Source organism: Nocardia abscessus (genome assembly GCF_015477775.1).
In the GTDB taxonomy this organism is placed as follows: domain Bacteria; phylum Actinomycetota; class Actinomycetes; order Mycobacteriales; family Mycobacteriaceae; genus Nocardia; species Nocardia abscessus_A.
Map to the genome: position 1 here is coordinate 964,726 of NZ_JADLQO010000002.1, position 18,645 is coordinate 983,370.

Genomic DNA, 18,645 nt, shown 5'->3' on the forward strand with positions numbered 1-18,645 from the left:
GAGATGACGTCGACGAAAGGACAGATAGTGGGCGCACGACGCGGTGAGGTGCACGAGCACGATCTCGGCCTGGCACACGACATAAAGGTGATGGTGTCCCGGCGCCGCGCCCTGTTCTTCCTCGGCGCGACCGCGGGGGCGGCGGCGGTGGCGGCGGGCTGCGCCTCGGGATCGAGCGGCACGGCGTCCACGACGACCGGGACCGCGGCCGCGACCACCACGCAATCCGGCGACACCGCCGCCGCCCCGCAGGAAACCGCGGGACCGTATCCGGGCGACGGGTCCAACGGTCCCAACGTCCTCGTCGAGTCCGGCGTGGTGCGCAGCGACATCACCACCTCGTTCGGCTCGTATTCCGGTGTCGCGCAGGGTGTTCCGATGACCCTCGAACTGACGCTGCGGGACCTGGCGAAAAGCGGCGACGCCGGGACGGGGATGGCGGTGTACGTGTGGCACTGCGATCGGGACGGCAACTACTCGCTCTACAGCGAGGGCGTCACCGAGCAGAACTATCTGCGCGGTGTGCAGGTGGCCGACGCCGACGGCAAGGTGACCTTCACGTCGATCTTCCCGGCCTGCTACGCGGGCCGCTGGCCGCACATCCACTTCGAGGTCTACGACTCGCTGGAGACCGCGGTCGCGGGCCAGAACGCCCGGCTGACCTCGCAGATCGCGCTCCCCGACGACTCCTGTACAGCGGTGTTCGCCCACGACTCCGGTTACGCGCGCAGCGTCACCAACCTCGCCCAGGTGACGCTGGCTTCCGACAACGTCTTCGGCGATGGCTGGGACGCGGAACTGGCCACCGTGACGGGCGCACCGTCCTCCGGCATGCGGGTCTCGCTCACCGTGGGCGTCGCGGAGAAATCACAGAACACCCAATCGGGCAACGGTGCCGGTGGGCGACCGCCCGGCGGCGCGCCCGGTGGCGGTGCCCCCGGCGGTCGGCCGCCGCGGTAGCAGGCGCCCCTGCGCCCGTCCGGTACGGGCCAGGGGCCGGGCCCCTTCGGTAACGGCTACGCGGCAGCGAGCTGCCTGGCCAGCGCCCAGATGACCAGCACGTCGACGGCGATCAGCACCAGCGCCCAGAACGGGCAGATCGACACGAACAGGAAGTTGTCCAGGATGCCGCCGCCGGCACGAGGCCGACCAGAAAGGCCCAGGTCGTGGGACACCCTCGGCCCCACGTAGCCGCTCGCCGGGGCCGATCGGCGCAGATGAGCACCGCGCCCGCCCCGTGTCGAGGGCAGGATCGGCCACCTAGCGGCCGTGACTTCCGGCACGGTCCGCCTCCCCGCGGTCCCGGGAATCGGCGAATCGGTGCGCCCGGCAACGCTTTCGCGGCCCGGCGAAGGCGAGCGTCCGTACCTGTGTGCCGGGTAGTCGGCACCTCGCTCCCGGCTACATGGCAAGCAATTGGCAAACATTCAGCGACCGACTCGGTCATCGGCACCGGTGTGGTCGCCCGGGAACGCGTGCCGCACAATAGGGGGCCGCGCGCGGCGCGTCCCGGCGTTCCGACGCAGGCAGGACGCGTGTCGCGGCGACACAAGGTGTTGTGCTACGCGGACATGTCACCCCCAAGGAGTAGTGTTCCGTGGGGAGACATTCCGTGACGGCAGCGTGCTCGGGAAGGGCGTGGAGGCAGGATGAAACTGATCGATCGGGTATCGGCCATCAACTGGAATCGGGTGCCCGACGAAAAGGACGCCGAGGTCTGGGACCGGCTGACCGGCAACTTCTGGCTGCCGGAAAAGGTGCCGGTCTCCAACGACATTCCGTCGTGGAACACCCTCACCGCTGACGAGAAGCAGCTGACCATGCGGGTCTTCACCGGCCTGACCCTGCTGGACACCATCCAGGGCACGGTCGGCGCGGTGAGCCTGATCCCCGACGCGCTGACCCCGCACGAAGAGGCGGTGCTGACCAACATCGCGTTCATGGAGTCGGTGCACGCCAAGAGCTACAGCTCGATCTTCTCCACGCTGTGCTCCACCCGCGAGATCGATGAGGCCTTCCGCTGGTCGGAGGAGAACCGCAACCTCCAGCGCAAGGCCGAGATCGTGCTGGAGTACTACAACGGCGACGATCCGCTCAAGCGCAAGGTCGCCTCGACGCTGCTGGAGAGCTTCTTGTTCTACTCCGGCTTCTACCTGCCGATGCACTGGTCGTCGCGGGCCAAGCTGACCAACACCGCCGACATGATCCGGTTGATCATCCGGGACGAAGCGGTGCACGGCTACTACATCGGCTACAAGTACCAGAAGGGCCTCGAGCTGGTCTCCCAGGCCGAGCGCGACGAACTCAAGAACTACACCTTCGAGCTGCTGTTCGAGCTCTACGACAACGAGGTCGAGTACACCCAGGACCTCTACGACGAGGTGGGCCTCACCGAGGACGTCAAGAAGTTCCTCCGCTACAACGCCAACAAGGCGCTGATGAACCTCGGCTACGAGGGCCTGTTCCCCAAGGACGAAACCGAGGTGAACCCCGCCATCCTCTCGGCGCTGTCCCCGAACGCCGACGAGAACCACGACTTCTTCTCCGGCTCGGGCTCGAGCTACGTCATCGGCAAGGCGGTCAACACCGAGGACGAAGACTGGGAGTTCTGAGCGGGCGTACATCTGGCCCGGTGCCCGCGATTCGGTCGCGGCGCCGGGCTCCCCGTCGTTTTCGCCCGAGTACCGGCGCGACGGAACTCTCCGCTGCGGCTACGGCTCGAGGTGATCGGTCGCTCGGATCGCATCGTCCGGGCCGGACGGCGGCGCGGCGCTTTCCAGTCGCTGCCGCAGGTTGCGCAGTGCCGACTCGGCGCGCCTTCGCATGACGAAACGGGCCAGCGGCAGCACCGTCCAGCGCGGAAGTGCCCTCGTGTTCCTGCTGAACATGCGCCAGCGCACTTCACAGGCCTGCGGTCCCGCGGCGAGGAACTCGATTTCCATCCGCGGCAACAGCAGTGGCAGCTGGCCTTCGGTGACCAACCGCCGTGGTGCGCCGACTTCGACGACCCTGATGCGGACCTGCCGTCTCCCTCGCAGCGGCACCGCCACGGTCTCGCGGTAGTGCTTGCCGACCGCGGTGAACGGCAGTTCGTCGTCCGCGACGATGCTGATCACACCGGGGAACCACGCGGCGAAGTTCTCCAGGTTCGCCGCATAGGCGAATGCCTTCTCGGGAGAACACGCCACGACGGTGTCGGCTCCGGCAATGGGGAACATTCTGGCCTCCTTCGGAAAGTGGTCGCCGAAGGCTAAGGTGTAGAGCCAGGTCTACAGTCAAGCGGGAAAACCATGCAGATCAGTGAGGTGGAGGCACGGACCGGCGCGAGTCGGCACGCCTTGCGCTATTACGAGCGCCTGGGTCTGCTGGGGGAAGTGCGCCGGACCCGCGGTAACTATCGGGAATACCCCGAGTCGACGGTAAGAGAAGTCACGCTGCTGCGAAGCATGCAGTCATTGGGATTCTCGCTGGACGAAATCCGCCAGGTTTTGGACGGGCTGCGATCCCGTGGCATCGACTGTGTGGACGGCGCCCGGCTTCTGGCGGAGAAACGCGCGCGTGTGGAAGAACAGATCACCGGACTGCGAGAACTCAGCCGGACGCTGACGCGGGAGCAGAAGCGCTTGGAGGACAGCGCTCGCCGCCACGGTAAGTCGCTCGGTCGAGCGGAACGTCTTTCCTGACGATCAGCGCGCCGCGCCGCCACATCCGGTTTCTGGCTCGGACGCGGCGGCGCTGATCGGCGATCGGAGGCCGGGGCCTCAGCCCTTCAGATCCCCAGCACCAACTTGGCCGTCGTGAAGTAGATGATCAGGCCGGTGGCGTCGACCAGCGTGGTGACCATCGGGGCGGAGACGACTGCCGGGTCGATGCGCAGTTTCTTGGCCAGCAGCGGCATGGTGCCGCCGATGGTGGCCGCCCAGCCGCAGATCAGGATCAGGGTGATGCCGACGACCAAGGCGATGCGCGGGCCGACGAACAGCGCGCCGATCGCCAGGCCCACCGAGGCCAGCAGCGAGCCGAGCACCAGGCCGACCCGGCATTCCCGCCAGATCACCTTCAACAGGTCCGACGCCCGGACCTCACCGACCGCCACCGCGCGTACGCAGGCGGTGGCGGCTTGCGCGCCCGCGTTCCCGCCCGCGCCGATCAGCAGTGGGATGAACAGCGCCAAGTGCGCGGCCTGCTGCAAGGTGCCCTCGAAGAAATCAGTCACGCTCACCGTGAGGGTCGCGGCGAACAGCAATAGCAGCAGCCACAAGGCGCGGTAGCGGGCCAGCTGGAACACCCCGGCGGCCATGTAGTGGCCCTCCCACGGCGCGGAACCCGCTTGGAGCGCGACGTCCTCGCTGTCGGCGGCCTCGATCACCTCGACCGCGTCATCGATGGTGAGCAATCCGACCAACCGGTCCTCGCTGTCCACCACCGGGAGGTTGATGTCGTTGGTCTCGCGCATCAACCGGGCGGCCTTCTCCGCCGAATCGGTGGCGCGCGCGAAGGCGGGTTCGGTGACCACCAGCTCCGACACCATCGTCTCGGGCTTGCTGAGCACCAGCTCCCGCAGTTCGACGATCCCGGTCAGCCGCCTGCCCGCGTCGACAACGGGCAGGGTGTACACCGTCTCGGCGTTGCCGCCCTTGGTCCGCACCATGCCGAGCGCTTCGGCCACCGTGAGGTCGCGCGGCAGCGCCACCACCTCCGGCGTCATGTACTGCCCCGCCGAGCCCTCCGGGTAGCCCAGCAGGCTCGCGGTCATCCGGCGCTCGCGCGGACTCAGCCCGGCCAGGGCCTTCTTGGCGACCTTGGCTGGCGCCTCGCGCAACATGCGGGCGCGATCGTCGGGCGCCATGCCCTCGACCAGGTCGCGGAAGCTCTGGTCGCGCAGCCCCTGCAGGATCTGCTGCTGGTCGACCGGCTCGAGTTCCTCGAACACCGCCAGCGCCAGGTCTTTGTCGAGCAGGCGGAACGCCATCCCGGCTCGTACCGCGTCCATGCGGGCGAGCTGGTCGGCGATGACGTGCGGCGGATGGTTGCCGAGCCAGTCCAGCGCGGCGTCCACGCGGCGGGATTCGACGACGTCCTGCAGGGACTCGGACAGCGTCGGACGTACTTCGATGATGTCGGTCTGCGACATGGGAGGACCTCAGCACATGCGTGAGTGAACAGAGAGCTCGAAATTCACACCGCGGGCGCCGGCCCCTGCCGTCGCGACCTGACTAGGAATGCGAAGGGGCGGCGCCGCGCGGCCTTCGACTGGGAGGTTCGCTGCGCATCGCTACCCACCTCCCTGTCGTCGTCGCCGCGGATCTCGGATATCCGCACCATTCGGATCAACATCTCGCGGACGCGGAAACGTCCTCGTGCAGCTTACATCGCTTCGGGGACGATGATCACCATACGGCAGCGCGTTGTGACCGAAGCCGCTCCATATTGATCGAATCCGGGTGTGTCGCGCCCGAGGATGCCGGTGTCGCATCGGCGCGGCGCGCCGACCGCGACGGTGACCGACCGAACCCGGCGCACCTGGCGACGCCACGACGCCCCGCCGCCCAGTGCCGTCGTCGCCTCAGGATGCGCACGCCGATCACGCAGCGTGGAATATCACCGCAACCGATGACCGTCGCACCAGGCTCGGCATCGATAAACCGCCGGAATACAGGGTTATACGCAGTCGGCGTCGAACTGTTGCTCCCATGCGCGGGAAGCGGGACAGTGTTTGCCAAGCAGGTGCCGAGCTTCGAAAGTCACCGGCACAGGCCCACACCCAGCACAGCTCACGGAAGTCTCGCATGTCGACAGCAACAGCATTGATCCGCCGTCGCGCGGTCGACTTCATGCGCATTCCGCACGGAATCTGTTGCCGCTGAGTCAGCGCGGCCGAGGTTTGCGACCGAATCCGCGCGGTCATCCACCGCCGCATCGCTCCGCTGTGGTGTCGCCGGATGCCGAGCATCGAACCGCACGGCGTCCTCTCGTCTTCGAAAGAACGAACAATGCCCTTCCCCCTACCCACCCGGCGCGTCACCCGCGCGCTCTCCGCCGCCGTCGCCGTGCTCACCGGCCTGTCCGTGCTCACGGGATGCGGCCAAACCGCTCCCGCCAAGACCGCCGACGGCAAGACCGTGCTCCGCTACCAGGGAGCGACCGGGCAGGTGAACCACTTCGAACTGGCCGAAGACCTCGGCTACTTCAACAAGATCAGCCTGCGCTGGGAGGGCGACACCACCAGTGGCCCCGCCAATATCCAGGCCGCGGCGACCAACCAGGTCGATTTCGGCAGCGCGTTCAACGGCGCCGTGGTGAAACTGATCGCCGGCGGGGCGAAGGTCACCTCCGTGCTCAGTTCCTATGGCGCGGACGAGCAGTCGTTCACCGGCTACTACGTGCGCGACGACTCCGGCATCACCTCGGCACGCGATCTGATCGGCAAGAAGGTCGCCGTCAACACCCTCGGCGCGCACCACGAATTCATCACCAGGGAGTGGCTGCATCAGCAGGGCCTCAGCGACGACGAGATCAAGCAGGTGCAGCTGATCGTCGTGCCACCGGCCAACACCGAGGACGCGCTGCGCAAGGGACAGGTCGACGTCGGCGCCTTGGGCAGCGTCTTCCGGGACACCGCCCTGCAGCGCGGCGGTCTGCGGCCGCTGTACACCGACAAGGCCATCTTCGGCACGTTCGACTACGGCACCTACGTCTTCCGCGACGACTACATCGCCAAGAATCCCGAGGCCGTGGAGGACTTCGTGCAGGGCACCGCACGCGCGATCCGCTGGTTGCAGGTGACGCCGCGTGATCAGGTGCGCGAGCGGTTCATCCAGATCATCGGCAAGCGCGGCCGCAACGAGAACACCAACCTGGTGCCGTACTGGCTCAGCTCGGGCATCCCGGTGCCGGGAGCGGTGGTCGCCGAGAAGGAGCTGCAGATCTGGATCGACTGGCTGGTACGCAACGGCGAACTGCCGAACGGCAAGTTGAAGGCCGCGGATCTGTACACCAACAAGTTCAACCCCTACGCCAACGGCAGATTCCAGCCGCAGGCGGGACCGACCGGAGAGGTGGTGGCCGCGAAATGACCACGGCGACGAAATTATCGCTCACCGGAGTGCACAAGCAGTTCGCGGTGCGCGGCTCCGCCGAGCGGTTCACCGCGATCGAGGACATCTCGCTGGAGCTGCGCGAAGGCGAGTTCCTGGTCCTGGTCGGGCCGAGCGGCTCGGGCAAGTCGACGCTGCTGGATCTGCTGGGCGGACTGAGCAAGCCGACCTCCGGTGAGATCCTGCTGGACGGCAAGCCGATCACCGGGCCGGGACTGGATCGCGGCATCGTCTTCCAGCAGTACGCGTTGCTGCCCTGGCGCACGGCGCGGTCGAATATCGAATTCGGTTTGGAGGCCAAGGGTTTGCGCCGCAAGGCACGGCGCGAGCTCGCCGAGCACTACCTGGAACTGGTAGGGCTCTCCGGTTTCGGCGACCGCTACCCGCACGAGCTGTCCGGTGGCATGAAGCAACGCGTCGCGATCGCGCGCAGTCTCGCGTTCGATCCCGAGGTGCTGCTGATGGACGAGCCGTTCGCCGCGCTGGACGCGCAGACGAGGGAATCGTTGCAGGACGAGCTGTTGCGCATCTGGCGAGCCACCGGCAAGACCGTCCTGTTCATTACGCACGGCATCGACGAAGCGGTGTACCTCGGTCAGCGCGTCGCCGTGCTGACCTCACGACCCGGCCGGATCAAGGCCATCGTCGACGTCGAGATCGATCGAGACACCGACGACGACGTCCGCTCGTCCGAACGCTTCCGCGACTACCGCCACGAGATCTGGACGCTGCTGCACAGCGAGGTCCAGCGGGCGGCGAGCCTGGAGCTGGAGTCCTTGTCCGACCACCCGGCCGATGTCGAATCCACCATCGAGAGGACAGCCGATGTCTAGTGCCATTCAGCTGAGCGAACGGCCGGTGCGCGAGCACACGGCCGCGCCCACCCTTCCGACTCCGGTGCGCCCGGCCGAGGCGCGTCCCGCTGCCGTGCCGCAAGCGCTGCGGGTGGTCAGCCGGTTCGCCTGGCGGGTGTTCAAACCGACGGTCGTGATCGCGCTGTTCTTGCTGCTGTGGCAGCTCGCCCCCACGCTCGGGCTGGTGGACGAGGTGTTCCTGCCGCCGTTCTCGGTGGTCGCCCAGGCGTTCGCCGACTTGGTGGCGAGCGGAGAGATGTGGACCCACCTCTCCGCGAGCCTGAATCGTTCGCTGGTCGGGTATGCGCTCGCTCTGGTCGCCGGCATTCCGGTGGGCATCGCGATCGCCTGGTACAAGCCGGTGGCGGACTTCCTGAACCCGATCCTCGAACTGTTCCGCAACACCGCGGCGCTGGCGTTGCTCCCGGTCTTCCTGCTGATCCTCGGCATCGGCGAAACCTCGAAGGTCGCCATCGTCGTGTACGCGAGCTTCTTCCCGATTCTGCTCAACACCATCACCGGTGTGCGCACCGTCGATCCCCTGCTCGTCAAATCCGCCGCGTCCCTGGGCTTCTCGCCGTTGCGATTGTTCCAGAAGGTGATTCTGCCCGCGGCGCTGCCGTCCGTCTTCACCGGTCTGCGGATGGCGGCCGCCAGTTCGATCCTCGTGCTGCTGGCCGCGGAGATGTTCGGGGCAAGGGCCGGGCTCGGCTATCTGATCACCGCCGCCCAGCAGAATTTCGCGATCCCGAACATGTACGCGGGAATCCTCGCCATCTCGCTGCTCGGCCTCGGCTTCAACGGCCTGCTGGTCGCCCTCGAACGCCGCCTGTCGCGGTGGCGCGCCCCGGCGAACGGCTGACCGATGACCGCCCGTCGCCGGGCTCGCCGCACCAGGAGGGCGGTCGTCGTCCGGGCGCTGACCAAACGACGCGTCGTCGACTTCATGCGGACCTGCGGCAGCGCCTGTCACCCGGCCGAACACCCGCATCTCCGGTCGCAGCCGGCCCGATCCGCTATCCCGAAATGAGTTCTTCCCATGACCGCCGTACACGAAACCCCTGTCTCGAACGCCACCGATCACGCGGTGCGCGTCGCACCCGTCGCCGGCTACATCGGCGCCGACGTCTCCGGCGTCGACCTGCGTGAGCCGCTGACCGACCAGCAGGTCGCGGCCATCACCGACGCGCTGCACACCTACAAAGTGCTGTTCTTCCGCGATCAGCACATCGATCACGCTCAGCAGATCGCCTTCTCCCGCCGGTTCGGCGCGGTCACGCCGTCGCACCCGTACGACGACGACGCGCCGACCGAGCACCCGGAGATCCTGGCGGTCGACAGCAGGCTGTACGAGAAGCGGTTCGGTGTGCGGAAATTCAGCTACACCAACCACTGGCACACCGACGTCTCCGCGCTGATCAACCCGCCCGCTGCCTCGATCCTGCGCGCGGAGATCGCGCCGGAGCGCGGTGGCGACACCGGCTGGACCAACCTCGTCGCCGCCTACGAGAACCTGCCGGAGTCGCTCAAGCGGTTCGTCGAAGGGTTGCGCGCCGAGCACCGCTTCGGCGGCAGCAGGCCGGCCTGGGACGCCGACAGCGACTACGCGAAGAAGGTGGCCGCCACGCCGCTGATCACCGAGCACCCGGTGGTCCGGGTGCACCCGGTGACCGGCGAGCGGGCGCTGTTCGTCAATCCGGGTTTCACCACCCGGATCGTCGGCCTCCGGCCGAGCCAGAGCGACGCGGTGCTGAAACTGCTGTTCGACGAGGTGACCAACCCGGCGTACACGGTCCGGTTCCGCTGGGAGACGGGCAGTCTCGCGTTCTGGGACAACCGCGCCACCGCGCATCTGGCACCGAGCGATCTCGACCATCTCGACGTCACCCGGGTGCTGTACCGCACGACGCTCGAGGGCGACATCCCGGTCGGCGTCGACGGCGAGCCGTCGAAGTCCATCGCCGGAGCGAAGTTCACCGGCGCGTAGGAATCGGATAGGCAAAGATCGGCCGGGTGCCTCGCGGGTACCCGGCCGATTCGCGCAGTCGCCACGGCACCGATTCGACCGGATGACGGGCTCTCGGCAGCCGGCGCCGGGAGGATCGAGCCGTACCCGAGCGCATATCCGGCCCGGTGCGCGCTCACACCGGCGGCGTCGGACTCGTGGTCTCCAGCACGGCGCGCTCCACGTCGTCCCAGGTCGGGACGTGGCGCACCCAGCCGGGAATCGGCTCCGGCTGCACGCCGAACAGGAACCGGTACGGCACCAGATCGCACAGCACGCGGTGCACGTCGAGGCGATCGTCGATCATGTGCGTGATGCCGAGTTCGGCGCAGTGCACCGCCTTGTCCGCCCGCGCACGGCAGAAGCGCACGTTCTCGCGTGCGATCCCGGTCCGGTCGTAGAAGTCGTGGTGATCGAGCCACTGGCGGGTGCGCTGCTCGATCCGGGGGCCGCATTTGGAAATGACCCAGGCGCGCCCCTCGAAGCGCCGGACCAGGCGCGGCAGGACGTCGAAAGCGCCCGTGGTGGGCGGTGTACGCAGTGCCTCTTCGAGTCCGCCGGAGAGGAAGACCGTGTCCTCGTCGCCCGGCGCCATGGCCGCCCCTTGGATGACTCGGCCGAAATCGACGCCGAGCCGAGGTTGCCTTTCTTCGTTCGGCTGTGTTCTCACTTCGTTCATACGGTTCCAGCCTGCGGCAATCGCACCGTCTTCCGCCAGCGGTTTTCCCCGCGGACAGTATCCGGCGGCATGGCGACCTGGCTTGTGACGATCTGGCTGTAGGGCGAGCCTCGGTGGCCGACGCGTTCCTCGCCGAATTCGATGCGTCGAGCGCCGAACGGTTGCCCACGAGCCGCGGACTGGGAACAGTGAGATATGGAGGCCGCGGCGTTCGCCGCGGCGGGTACACACGAGGGAGATTTTCGTGCGCTTCGGCATCTTCATTCCGCAGGGTTGGCGGCTGGATCTGGTGGGCATCGACCCGGCGGACCAGTGGGAGGTGATGCGAGACCTGGCCCAGCGCGCCGATGCGAACCCGGCGTGGGAGTCGCTGTGGGTCTACGACCACTTCCACACCGTCCCGGTCCCCACCGAGGAGGCGACGCACGAAGCATGGACGCTGATGTCGGCGTTCGCCGCGGCCACCTCGCGCATCCGCCTGGGCCAGATGTGTACCGCGATCAGCTACCGCAATCCGGCCTACCTGGCCAAGGTGGCCGCGACGGTCGACCTGATCTCCGGCGGCCGCGTCGAGATGGGCATCGGCGGTGGCTGGTACGAACACGAGTGGCGCGCCTACGGCTACGGCTTCCCCTCCGCGGGCGAACGCCTGGGCCGTCTCGACGAAGGCGTGCAGATCTTCCGGCAGGCCTGGACCGCGGGCTCGGCCACGCTCGACGGCAGGTACTACCAGGTCGACGGCGCCATCGTGCGCCCGCTCCCCTTGCAGGAGAACGGAATTCCGCTCTGGATCGCGGGAGGCGGCGAGAAGAAGACGCTGCGCATCGCCGCGAAGTACGCGCAGTACACCAACTTCAGCGGTGATCCCCAGGAGTTCACCCGCAAGTCCGACATCCTGCGCACCCACTGCGCGGAGGTCGGCACCGACTTCGAGGCCATCGTGCGCACGTCGAACTTCAACGTCGCGATCGGTTCGACGGAGGCCGAAGTCGAGGAGCGCCTCGCGACCCTGGCCGCGCGCCTGACCCCCTTCATCGGCGCCGACGGAGCCAAGACCCACATCGATGACGTCTACCGCGGCTCTGCCGCCGTCGGCACCCCCGAGCAGATCGTCGAAAACCTCACCCGCGTCCGCGACCTCGGCCTCGGCTACGCCATCCTCAACTTCCCCGAATCCGCCTACGACACCTCCGGCATCGAACTCTTCGAACGCGAAGTGATCCCCGCTCTGAACTGATCCGCTTCGGGGGCAGGCCCCTCGAGTGACCGAGCCCTCGAAAGTTCCTGCCCGGCACAACTTCGTAGCCCAGCTCACCGCTTACGCGCCACCGACGGAGCGAGTCTTACGAGCGACCGTTCGCGGCCGTCTCGCTGCCGAGCGATCGAAGCGCATGCGCCGCAGGCGCGAGTCTCGATTGCTCGGCTGCGAGACAGAAGGGGCCGCGAACACGCGGCGCCGCAGGCGCTGCCGAACACACAGCTCACCGCTTGAGGCCGACCGCGCTCCAGCAGTTCACTTGCGCGTCGAGCCAGGCCGGTGACTCGGTCGCCGGGCGCCACTGGTTGGCGACGACGACTCCTGGGTCCAGGAGTTCCAATCCGGTGAAGAATCGGGCGACTTCGTCCCGTGTGCGCGCTTGGGCGTAGACACCGCTCTGCCGGTACACGTCGAGGGCGTCGGACATGATCTCCGGTTCGAGGTCGGCGGTGATGTGCGAAACCACGAGGTACGAACCCGGGGCAAGCGCATCCAGCAGAGTCTCGACGATTGCGTAGGGCTTGTGCTCGTCGGACAGGAAATGCAGCACGGCCACCAGGCTCAGCGCCACCGGGCGCGTCAGGTCCAGGGTCTCGACGAGTGCGGGCGCGGACAGGATCGCCGCGGGGTCTTTCAGGTCGGCATCGACGTAGGCGGTGCGGCCCTCCGGGGTGCCGGTGAGCAGAGCGCGGGCGTGGCTCAACACGATCGGGTCGTTGTCCACGTAGACCACACGCGCCTCGGGCTGCGGCGCCTGCGCCACCTGGTGCAGGTTCGGCTCGGTGGGGATGCCGGTGCCGATGTCGAGGAACTGTGTCACGCCCAGCGCGGTGAGGGCGTTCACCGCGCGGTGCATGAACAGCCGGTTCTGCCGTGCCGCGACACGGACGGTGGGAAACGCCGCGACCACCTTCTCGGCCGCGTCCCGATCCGCCTGGTAATGATCCTTCCCGCCCAGGACGTAGTCGTATATTCGGGCGCTGCTCGGCACGCTCGGGTCGTGAATCGGCCGGAGCGGCGCGGCGTCGCCGCCGAGATCGGTCATCGTCGTTCCTATCGCTACCAGATCGCTTCTGCGCCAGCTTATTCCAGACGCGAGGCGGGCACTGCCGCAGCGGCGGAAGCTCGGCAACGGATCGGATGACGGTGGCCGTGATCAGGCCCGGCTGCAGGCCCGAGCGAGACAAGGGCCCACCCGGCGGCAGGCCCCTGTTCGTTGCCGAGAAACTACAGCATGCAGGAGACGCAACCCTCGACTTCGGTTCCCTCCAGAGCCATCTGGCGCAGCCGGATGTAGTAGAGGGTCTTGATGCCCTTGCGCCAGGCGTAGATCTGGGCGCGGTTGAGGTCGCGGGTGGTGGCGGAGTCCTTGAAGAACAGCGTCAGCGACAGGCCCTGGTCCACGTGCTGGGTGGCCGCGGCGTAGGTGTCGATGATCTTCTCGTAGCCGATCTCGTAGGCGTCCTCGTAGTACTCGAGGTTGTCGTTGGTCATGTAGGGCGCCGGGTAGTAGACGCGCCCGATCTTGCCTTCCTTGCGGATCTCGATCTTCGACGCCACCGGGTGGATGGAGCTGGTGGAGTGGTTGATGTAGGAGATCGACCCGGTCGGCGGCACCGCCTGCAGGTTCTGGTTGTAGATGCCGTGTGCCATGACCGAGGCCTTCAGCTCCCGCCAGTCCTCCTGGGTCGGGATGTGCACGCCCGCGTCGGCGAACAGCTGCCGGACGCGATCGGTCTTCGGCTCCCACGCCTGATCGGTGTACCTGTCGAAGTACTCACCGCTGGCGTACTTCGATTCGGGGAAGCCGCCGAAGGCCGTGCCTCGCTCGATCGCGATCCGGTTCGACGCCCGGATCGCGTGGTAGACCACGGTGTAGAAGTAGATGTTGGTGAAATCGATGCCCTCTTCGGACCCGTAGTGGACCCGTTCGCGCGCCAGATAGCCGTGCAGATTCATCTGCCCGAGGCCGATGGCGTGCGAGGTGTTGTTGCCCTGCTCGATGGACGGCACCGAGTAGATGTGGGTCTGGTCCGACACCGCGGTCAGCGCCCGGATGGCCACCTCGATGGTCTGCGCGAAGTCGGGTGAGTCCATTGTCTTGGCGATGTTCAGCGACCCGAGGTTGCAGGAGATGTCCTTGCCCACCTTGGCGTAGGACAGGTCGTCGTTGAACTCCGAGGGCGTGGAGACCTGCAGGATCTCCGAGCACAGGTTGGAGTGGGTGATCTTGCCCGCGATCGGGTTCGCCCGGTTCACCGTGTCCTCGAACATGATGTACGGGTAGCCGGACTCGAACTGCAGCTCGGCGATGGTCTGGAAGAACTCGCGCGCCTTGATCTTCGACTTGCGGATGCGCTTGTCGTCGACCATCTCGTAGTACTTCTCGGTGACGTCGATGTCGGCGAACGGCTTGCCGTAGATGCGCTCGACGTCGTAGGGCGAGAACAGGTACATGTCCTCGTTCTTCTTGGCCAGCTCGAAGGTGATGTCCGGGATGACCACGCCCAGCGAGAGGGTCTTGATGCGGATCTTCTCGTCCGCGTTCTCCCGCTTGGTGTCCAGGAACCGGTAGATGTCCGGATGGTGCGCGTGCAGGTAGACCGCGCCCGCGCCTTGGCGCGCGCCGAGCTGGTTGGCGTAGGAGAAGGAGTCCTCGAGCAGCTTCATGATCGGGATGACGCCCGAGCTCTGGTTCTCGATCTTCTTGATCGGCGCGCCGTGCTCGCGGATGTTGCTCAGCAGCAACGCGACCCCGCCACCACGCTTGGACAGCTGCAACGCGGAGTTGATCGAGCGCCCGATCGACTCCATGTTGTCCTCGATGCGCAGCAGGAAGCACGACACCGGCTCGCCGCGCTGCTTCTTGCCCGAGTTCAGGAAGGTCGGGGTGGCCGGCTGGAAACGGCCGTCGATGATCTCGTCGACCAGCTTGCCCGCCAGCTCTTCGTCACCGGCGGCGAGCGTGAGCGCGACCATGCACACCCGGTCCTCGAACCGCTCCAGGTAACGCTTGCCGTCGAAGGTCTTCAGCGTGTACGAGGTGTAGTACTTGAAGGCGCCGAGGAAGGTCGGGAACCGGAACTTCTTGGCGTAGGCCCGCTTGAACAGCTTCTTGATGAACTCGCGGCTGTACCGGTCGAGAACCTCTGCCTCGTAGTAGTTCTCGTCGACCAGGTAGTCCAGCTTCTCGTCCAGGTTGTGGAAGAAGACGGTGTTCTGATTGACGTGCTGCAGGAAGTACTGGTTGGCGGCCTCACGGTCCTTGTCGAACTGGATCTCGCCGTCCGGACCGTACAGGTTCAGCATGGCGTTGAGGGCGTGGTAGTCGAGGACCTCGCCCGCTTCGGCGCCGCGGACCGGGGGCTGCTCTAAGCGAGCTGTTTTTCCGGCCGGTGCTGTCGTTGCTGTTGCCAAAACAATCCCAATCCCTCTCGGACGCGTTCGACGTCCTCAGCGGTTCCCATGAGTTCGAAGCGATACAGGTACGGCACGCCGCACTTGCGTGCGATCAGCTCGCCCGCGTAGCAGAAGGTGTCGCCGAAGTTCGTGTTCCCCGCCGCGATGACGCCGCGCAGCAGCGCCCGGTTGTGCGGATCGTTGAGGAACTTCGCGACCTGCCGCGGTACGAAATCTTTGTCGGAACGGTCGCCCCCGAGCACGTGCCGACCGCCCCCATAGGTGGGGACGATCAGCACGTACGGTTCGTCTACGCGCAGCGAGTCGGCGGTGTGCAGTGGTATGCGAGTCGCCGGGAGACCCAGCTTCTCGACGAAGCGATGTGTGTTCTCCGAAGCGCTGGAGAAGTAGACCAGCGCCGTCGTGTCCGGCATGGTCGCCTTCCTCTCTCGGGAGCGCCGCGGCGCTCGCCCCTCGGATGAACCGGAAGCGGTGGAAGCGCCTCAGGCCGCCACTGTCGCGAGCGACTTGATGCGGTCGGGACGGAAGCCCGACCAGTGATCGTCTCCGGCCACCACGACCGGCGCCTGCAGGTACCCGAGGGCCATGACGTAGTCACGCGCCTCGTCGTTCTCCGAGATGTCGATGACCTCGTAGTCCACCCCGGCCTTGTCGAGGGCCTTGTAGGTGGCGTTGCACTGGACGCAAGCGGGCTTGGTGTACACGGTGACGGTCAATTGATGTCCCTCTCTCCTTGTGCCTGATCCACAGCCTGAGATCCGTATGCATGCACGATCGACGTATGCTGCGCAAACTCCTGGAGCCGGACTCGAATCCCCTGATCAGCCACTCGTGACCGACTTCTGACGAGGGCGACCTCTGACCGTCTTCCAGTAGCGAAGACACTACACCTAGTGGCCGACAGATTCCTACAACACGACATGTAGCGAGTCACATTGATGAAATTCCATCGAGAGAAGTACCAGGACGCTCGATTCACCCCCGAATCAAACAGTGGCGCAGATCACTGTTCGGCGTATCAGCATACTTTCAGCAAACCATCGGGCAAGCGAAGAGGGCCACCGCTGCGCCCGCAGCGATGACCCTCGTCCGAGACCGGAGATGGAGCTTACACCGACGCCAATTCGCCCCGCGTGGCCTCGACCAGTTCGCGCACGGTACCAGCCAGCTGGGTCAGCGCCTCGGCGTCGTCGCGCGGATGCCCGGCGCCGAACCGCTCGCCGACGACACCGAAGTGCAGATGCGCGGACTCGACCACCTGCGCGCCCGCCACACCGAGCGCCTTCACCGCGTCGCCGTGCGCCCACTGCGCCGCGTTCGGGCTGATCGACGCGCTCACCACGGCGGTGGGCTTGCCCTTGATCGCGCCCGCGCCGTACGGGCGGGAAGCCCAGTCGATCGCGTTCTTCAGCACCGCCGACAGCGTGCCGTTGTACTCCGGCGTCACGACCAGCAGGCCGTCCGCCTCGGCGACCGCGTCGCGCAGCGCCTGGGCAGCCGCGGGAACGGCGCCGGGGACGTCGATGTCCTCGTTGTAGAACGGGATGTCGGCGAGTCCGTCATAGAGAGTGACCTCGACACCTTCCGGCGCGGTATGCGCGGCGGCCTCGGCGAGCCGCCGGTTGACCGAGGCGGCACGCAGGCTACCGACGAGTGCGAGAATGCTGGTCCGACTCCCGGCTTCGCCGGAGTCAAAGGACGCTGTATTGACGATTCGCTCGCTTCGCTCACTCATGACGACTCCTGGTGTACTGAATGGTGTGGTGTCCTTACGTTCACCACACACTAACCGGACCATGGTCCGAATACTTCCCGCGGAGTCTGCGTGAGCGCTGTGAACTACCCCACACCGGACGCATCCACACCCGGCCCGCGCCGGTTGCTCGACGTCGGCGCGCCGCTACTCGGCACCGCCGAGCCCGCCGAGCGCGCCGACGCGGCGCGCAACCGCCGACTGCTGCTGGACGCGGCGCAGCAGCTGGTGCGTGAGCAGGGCGTGGACAGCCTCACCATGGACGCGCTGGCCAAACGCGCCGGGGTCGGCAAGGGGACGGTGTTCCGCCGGTTCGGCAGCCGGTCCGGCCTGATGCTCGCGCTGCTGGACCACTCCGAGCGGAAGTACCAGGAATCGTTCATCTTCGGACCGCCGCCGCTGGGTCCCGGCGCACCGCCGGTGGAACGACTGGTCGCCTTCGGGCGGGCCCGGCTCTTGGACATCGAAGTGGAAGGCGAACTGCACCGCGCCGCCGAACTCGGCGAGGCCGGTGACCGCTATTCCGGCGGGCCGTACGGATTGCTGCGTGCGCACGTCGTGATGCTGTTGCGGCAGGCCGACGCGCCCGGTGACCTCCTGCTGGTCGCCGACTGGCTGCTGGCGATGCTCGGCGCGGCGCTGATCATCCACCAGATGCAGGTTCTCGGCTATACCCGCGAACAGATCGGCGACAACTGGGAGAGCATCGTTCGGCGCGTTGTCGCCCGGTGATCGGCCAGTAGACTCGGGCGCCATGGGGAACCTGCGCGAACAGATCATCAGTGAATTGGGCGTCCTGCCGAGCATCGAACCGAAGGACGAGGTGCGCCGCCGGGTCGATTTCCTCAAGGACTATCTGAACGCCACTCCCGCACGAGGTTTCGTCCTCGGCATCAGCGGGGGGCAGGACAGCGCGCTCGCAGGCCGGTTGTGCCAGCTCGCGGTCGAGGAACTGCGCGCCGACGGCGTGGACGCCACCTTCCTCGCGGTCCGGCTGCCCTACGGCGTGCAGGCCGACGAGGCCGACGCGCTCACCGCGCTGAGTTTCGTCCAGCCCGATCGGCAGGTGGTGGTGAACGTCCGCCCCAGCGCGAACGCGGCGGCCGCCGAGACGGCGTCCGGGTTGCAGGTGGACAACTTGCGCGACTTCGTGCGCGGCAACATCAAAGCCCGTGAACGCATGGTGATCCAGTACGCGCTGGCCGGGCAGGAGAACCTGCTCGTGGTCGGCACCGACCACGCGGCCGAGGCGGTCACCGGTTTCTTCACCAAGTACGGCGACGGCGGCGTCGACCTGACCCCGCTGACCGGTCTCACCAAGCGTCAAGGCGCGGCACTGCTGCAGGAACTCGGCGCGCCCGCCAGCATCTGGTCCAAGGTGCCCACCGCCGATCTGGAGGACGACCGGCCCGCCCTGCCCGACGAGGAGGCGCTGGGCCTGCGCTACAGCGAGATCGACGACTACCTGGAGGGCAAGGAAGTCACCGCCGAGGTCGCCGAGCGGCTGGAGAAGATCTTCCGCGACACCCGCCACAAGCGCACCGTCCCGGTGACTCCGCTGGACACCTGGTGGCGCTGA

General features: G+C 66.9%; 19 protein-coding genes. 10 read left to right on the forward strand and 9 right to left on the reverse strand.

Annotated elements, in window-relative coordinates; genetic code table 11:
• The first annotated feature begins 3 nt into the window (after positions 1-3).
• Complete coding sequence (locus IU450_RS10135; protein WP_195149434.1) at positions 4-960, forward strand: dioxygenase; 957 nt, start codon at positions 4-6, stop codon at positions 958-960.
• Positions 961-1,016: 56 nt separating this feature from the next.
• Here the strand turns inward: IU450_RS10135 and IU450_RS10140 are convergent, their stop codons facing one another.
• On the reverse strand, positions 1,017-1,175 hold the full coding sequence (locus IU450_RS10140; protein WP_195149435.1) for a DUF7144 family membrane protein: 159 nt from the start codon (positions 1,173-1,175) through the stop codon (positions 1,017-1,019).
• Between the two features lie 474 nt (positions 1,176-1,649).
• On the opposite strand from IU450_RS10140, the gene nrdF reads away from it, so the two are divergent.
• Positions 1,650-2,612: a class 1b ribonucleoside-diphosphate reductase subunit beta gene (gene nrdF / locus IU450_RS10145; RefSeq protein WP_043729419.1), complete on the forward strand. Its 963-nt coding sequence runs from the start codon at positions 1,650-1,652 to the stop codon at positions 2,610-2,612.
• Between the two features lie 99 nt (positions 2,613-2,711).
• Here the strand turns inward: nrdF and IU450_RS10150 are convergent, their stop codons facing one another.
• The gene (locus IU450_RS10150; RefSeq protein WP_195149436.1) at positions 2,712-3,218 is read right to left on the reverse strand and encodes an SRPBCC family protein; all 507 of its coding nucleotides are present in this window, start codon (positions 3,216-3,218) and stop codon (positions 2,712-2,714) included.
• A 72-nt stretch (positions 3,219-3,290) separates the two neighbouring features.
• Between IU450_RS10150 and IU450_RS10155 the strand changes: the two genes are divergently transcribed.
• Positions 3,291-3,683, forward strand: a complete 393-nt coding sequence (locus IU450_RS10155) for a MerR family transcriptional regulator (protein WP_195149437.1) — start codon at positions 3,291-3,293, stop codon at positions 3,681-3,683.
• A gap of 86 nt (positions 3,684-3,769) precedes the next feature.
• Here the strand turns inward: IU450_RS10155 and mgtE are convergent, their stop codons facing one another.
• Positions 3,770-5,134 (reverse strand): magnesium transporter, encoded by a 1,365-nt coding sequence (gene mgtE / locus IU450_RS10160; protein WP_195149438.1) that lies wholly within the window; start codon positions 5,132-5,134, stop codon positions 3,770-3,772.
• A gap of 859 nt (positions 5,135-5,993) precedes the next feature.
• Here mgtE and IU450_RS10165 point away from each other — a divergent pair.
• From IU450_RS10165 to IU450_RS10180, 4 genes are all read left to right on the forward strand, one after another.
• Positions 5,994-7,076 carry an ABC transporter substrate-binding protein gene (locus IU450_RS10165; protein ID WP_195149439.1) on the forward strand — a complete coding sequence of 361 codons (1,083 nt, stop codon included), beginning with the start codon at positions 5,994-5,996 and terminating at the stop codon, positions 7,074-7,076.
• Positions 7,073-7,930 carry an ABC transporter ATP-binding protein gene (locus IU450_RS10170; RefSeq protein WP_195149440.1) on the forward strand — a complete coding sequence of 286 codons (858 nt, stop codon included), beginning with the start codon at positions 7,073-7,075 and terminating at the stop codon, positions 7,928-7,930. Before IU450_RS10165 ends, IU450_RS10170 begins: the two co-directional genes overlap by 4 nt.
• Positions 7,923-8,813 (forward strand): ABC transporter permease, encoded by an 891-nt coding sequence (locus IU450_RS10175; protein WP_195149441.1) that lies wholly within the window; start codon positions 7,923-7,925, stop codon positions 8,811-8,813. Before IU450_RS10170 ends, IU450_RS10175 begins: the two co-directional genes overlap by 8 nt.
• 177 nt (positions 8,814-8,990) lie before the next feature.
• On the forward strand, positions 8,991-9,938 hold the full coding sequence (locus IU450_RS10180) for a TauD/TfdA dioxygenase family protein (RefSeq protein ID WP_195149442.1): 948 nt from the start codon (positions 8,991-8,993) through the stop codon (positions 9,936-9,938).
• A gap of 154 nt (positions 9,939-10,092) precedes the next feature.
• Here the strand turns inward: IU450_RS10180 and IU450_RS10185 are convergent, their stop codons facing one another.
• Positions 10,093-10,635 carry a hypothetical protein gene (locus tag IU450_RS10185; protein ID WP_195149443.1) on the reverse strand — a complete coding sequence of 181 codons (543 nt, stop codon included), beginning with the start codon at positions 10,633-10,635 and terminating at the stop codon, positions 10,093-10,095.
• Positions 10,636-10,879: 244 nt separating this feature from the next.
• Here IU450_RS10185 and IU450_RS10190 point away from each other — a divergent pair, with 244 nt between their 5' ends.
• A complete protein-coding gene (locus IU450_RS10190; protein WP_195149444.1) occupies positions 10,880-11,872 on the forward strand; it encodes an LLM class F420-dependent oxidoreductase in 993 nt (330 codons plus the stop codon).
• A gap of 244 nt (positions 11,873-12,116) precedes the next feature.
• Here the strand turns inward: IU450_RS10190 and IU450_RS10195 are convergent, their stop codons facing one another.
• The 5 genes from IU450_RS10195 to IU450_RS10215 all read right to left on the reverse strand — a co-directional run bounded on the left by IU450_RS10195 (position 12,117) and on the right by IU450_RS10215 (position 17,048).
• Entirely contained in the window at positions 12,117-12,938 is an 822-nt protein-coding gene (locus IU450_RS10195) for an SAM-dependent methyltransferase (protein WP_195149445.1), read from the reverse strand.
• Between the two features lie 182 nt (positions 12,939-13,120).
• Entirely contained in the window at positions 13,121-15,202 is a 2,082-nt protein-coding gene (nrdE, locus tag IU450_RS10200) for a class 1b ribonucleoside-diphosphate reductase subunit alpha (RefSeq protein ID WP_228834405.1), read from the reverse strand.
• A gap of 62 nt (positions 15,203-15,264) precedes the next feature.
• Entirely contained in the window at positions 15,265-15,726 is a 462-nt protein-coding gene (gene nrdI / locus IU450_RS10205; protein WP_181718825.1) for a class Ib ribonucleoside-diphosphate reductase assembly flavoprotein NrdI, read from the reverse strand.
• 69 nt (positions 15,727-15,795) lie between these two features.
• Positions 15,796-16,029, reverse strand: a complete 234-nt coding sequence (locus IU450_RS10210; protein ID WP_039799742.1) for a redoxin NrdH — start codon at positions 16,027-16,029, stop codon at positions 15,796-15,798.
• 392 nt (positions 16,030-16,421) lie between these two features.
• Positions 16,422-17,048 (reverse strand): NAD(P)H-dependent oxidoreductase, encoded by a 627-nt coding sequence (locus IU450_RS10215; RefSeq protein ID WP_195149447.1) that lies wholly within the window; start codon positions 17,046-17,048, stop codon positions 16,422-16,424.
• A gap of 144 nt (positions 17,049-17,192) precedes the next feature.
• On the opposite strand from IU450_RS10215, the gene IU450_RS10220 reads away from it, so the two are divergent.
• Positions 17,193-17,798 (forward strand): TetR/AcrR family transcriptional regulator, encoded by a 606-nt coding sequence (locus IU450_RS10220; protein ID WP_228834406.1) that lies wholly within the window; start codon positions 17,193-17,195, stop codon positions 17,796-17,798.
• A gap of 22 nt (positions 17,799-17,820) precedes the next feature.
• A complete protein-coding gene (gene nadE / locus IU450_RS10225; protein ID WP_195149449.1) occupies positions 17,821-18,645 on the forward strand; it encodes an ammonia-dependent NAD(+) synthetase in 825 nt (274 codons plus the stop codon).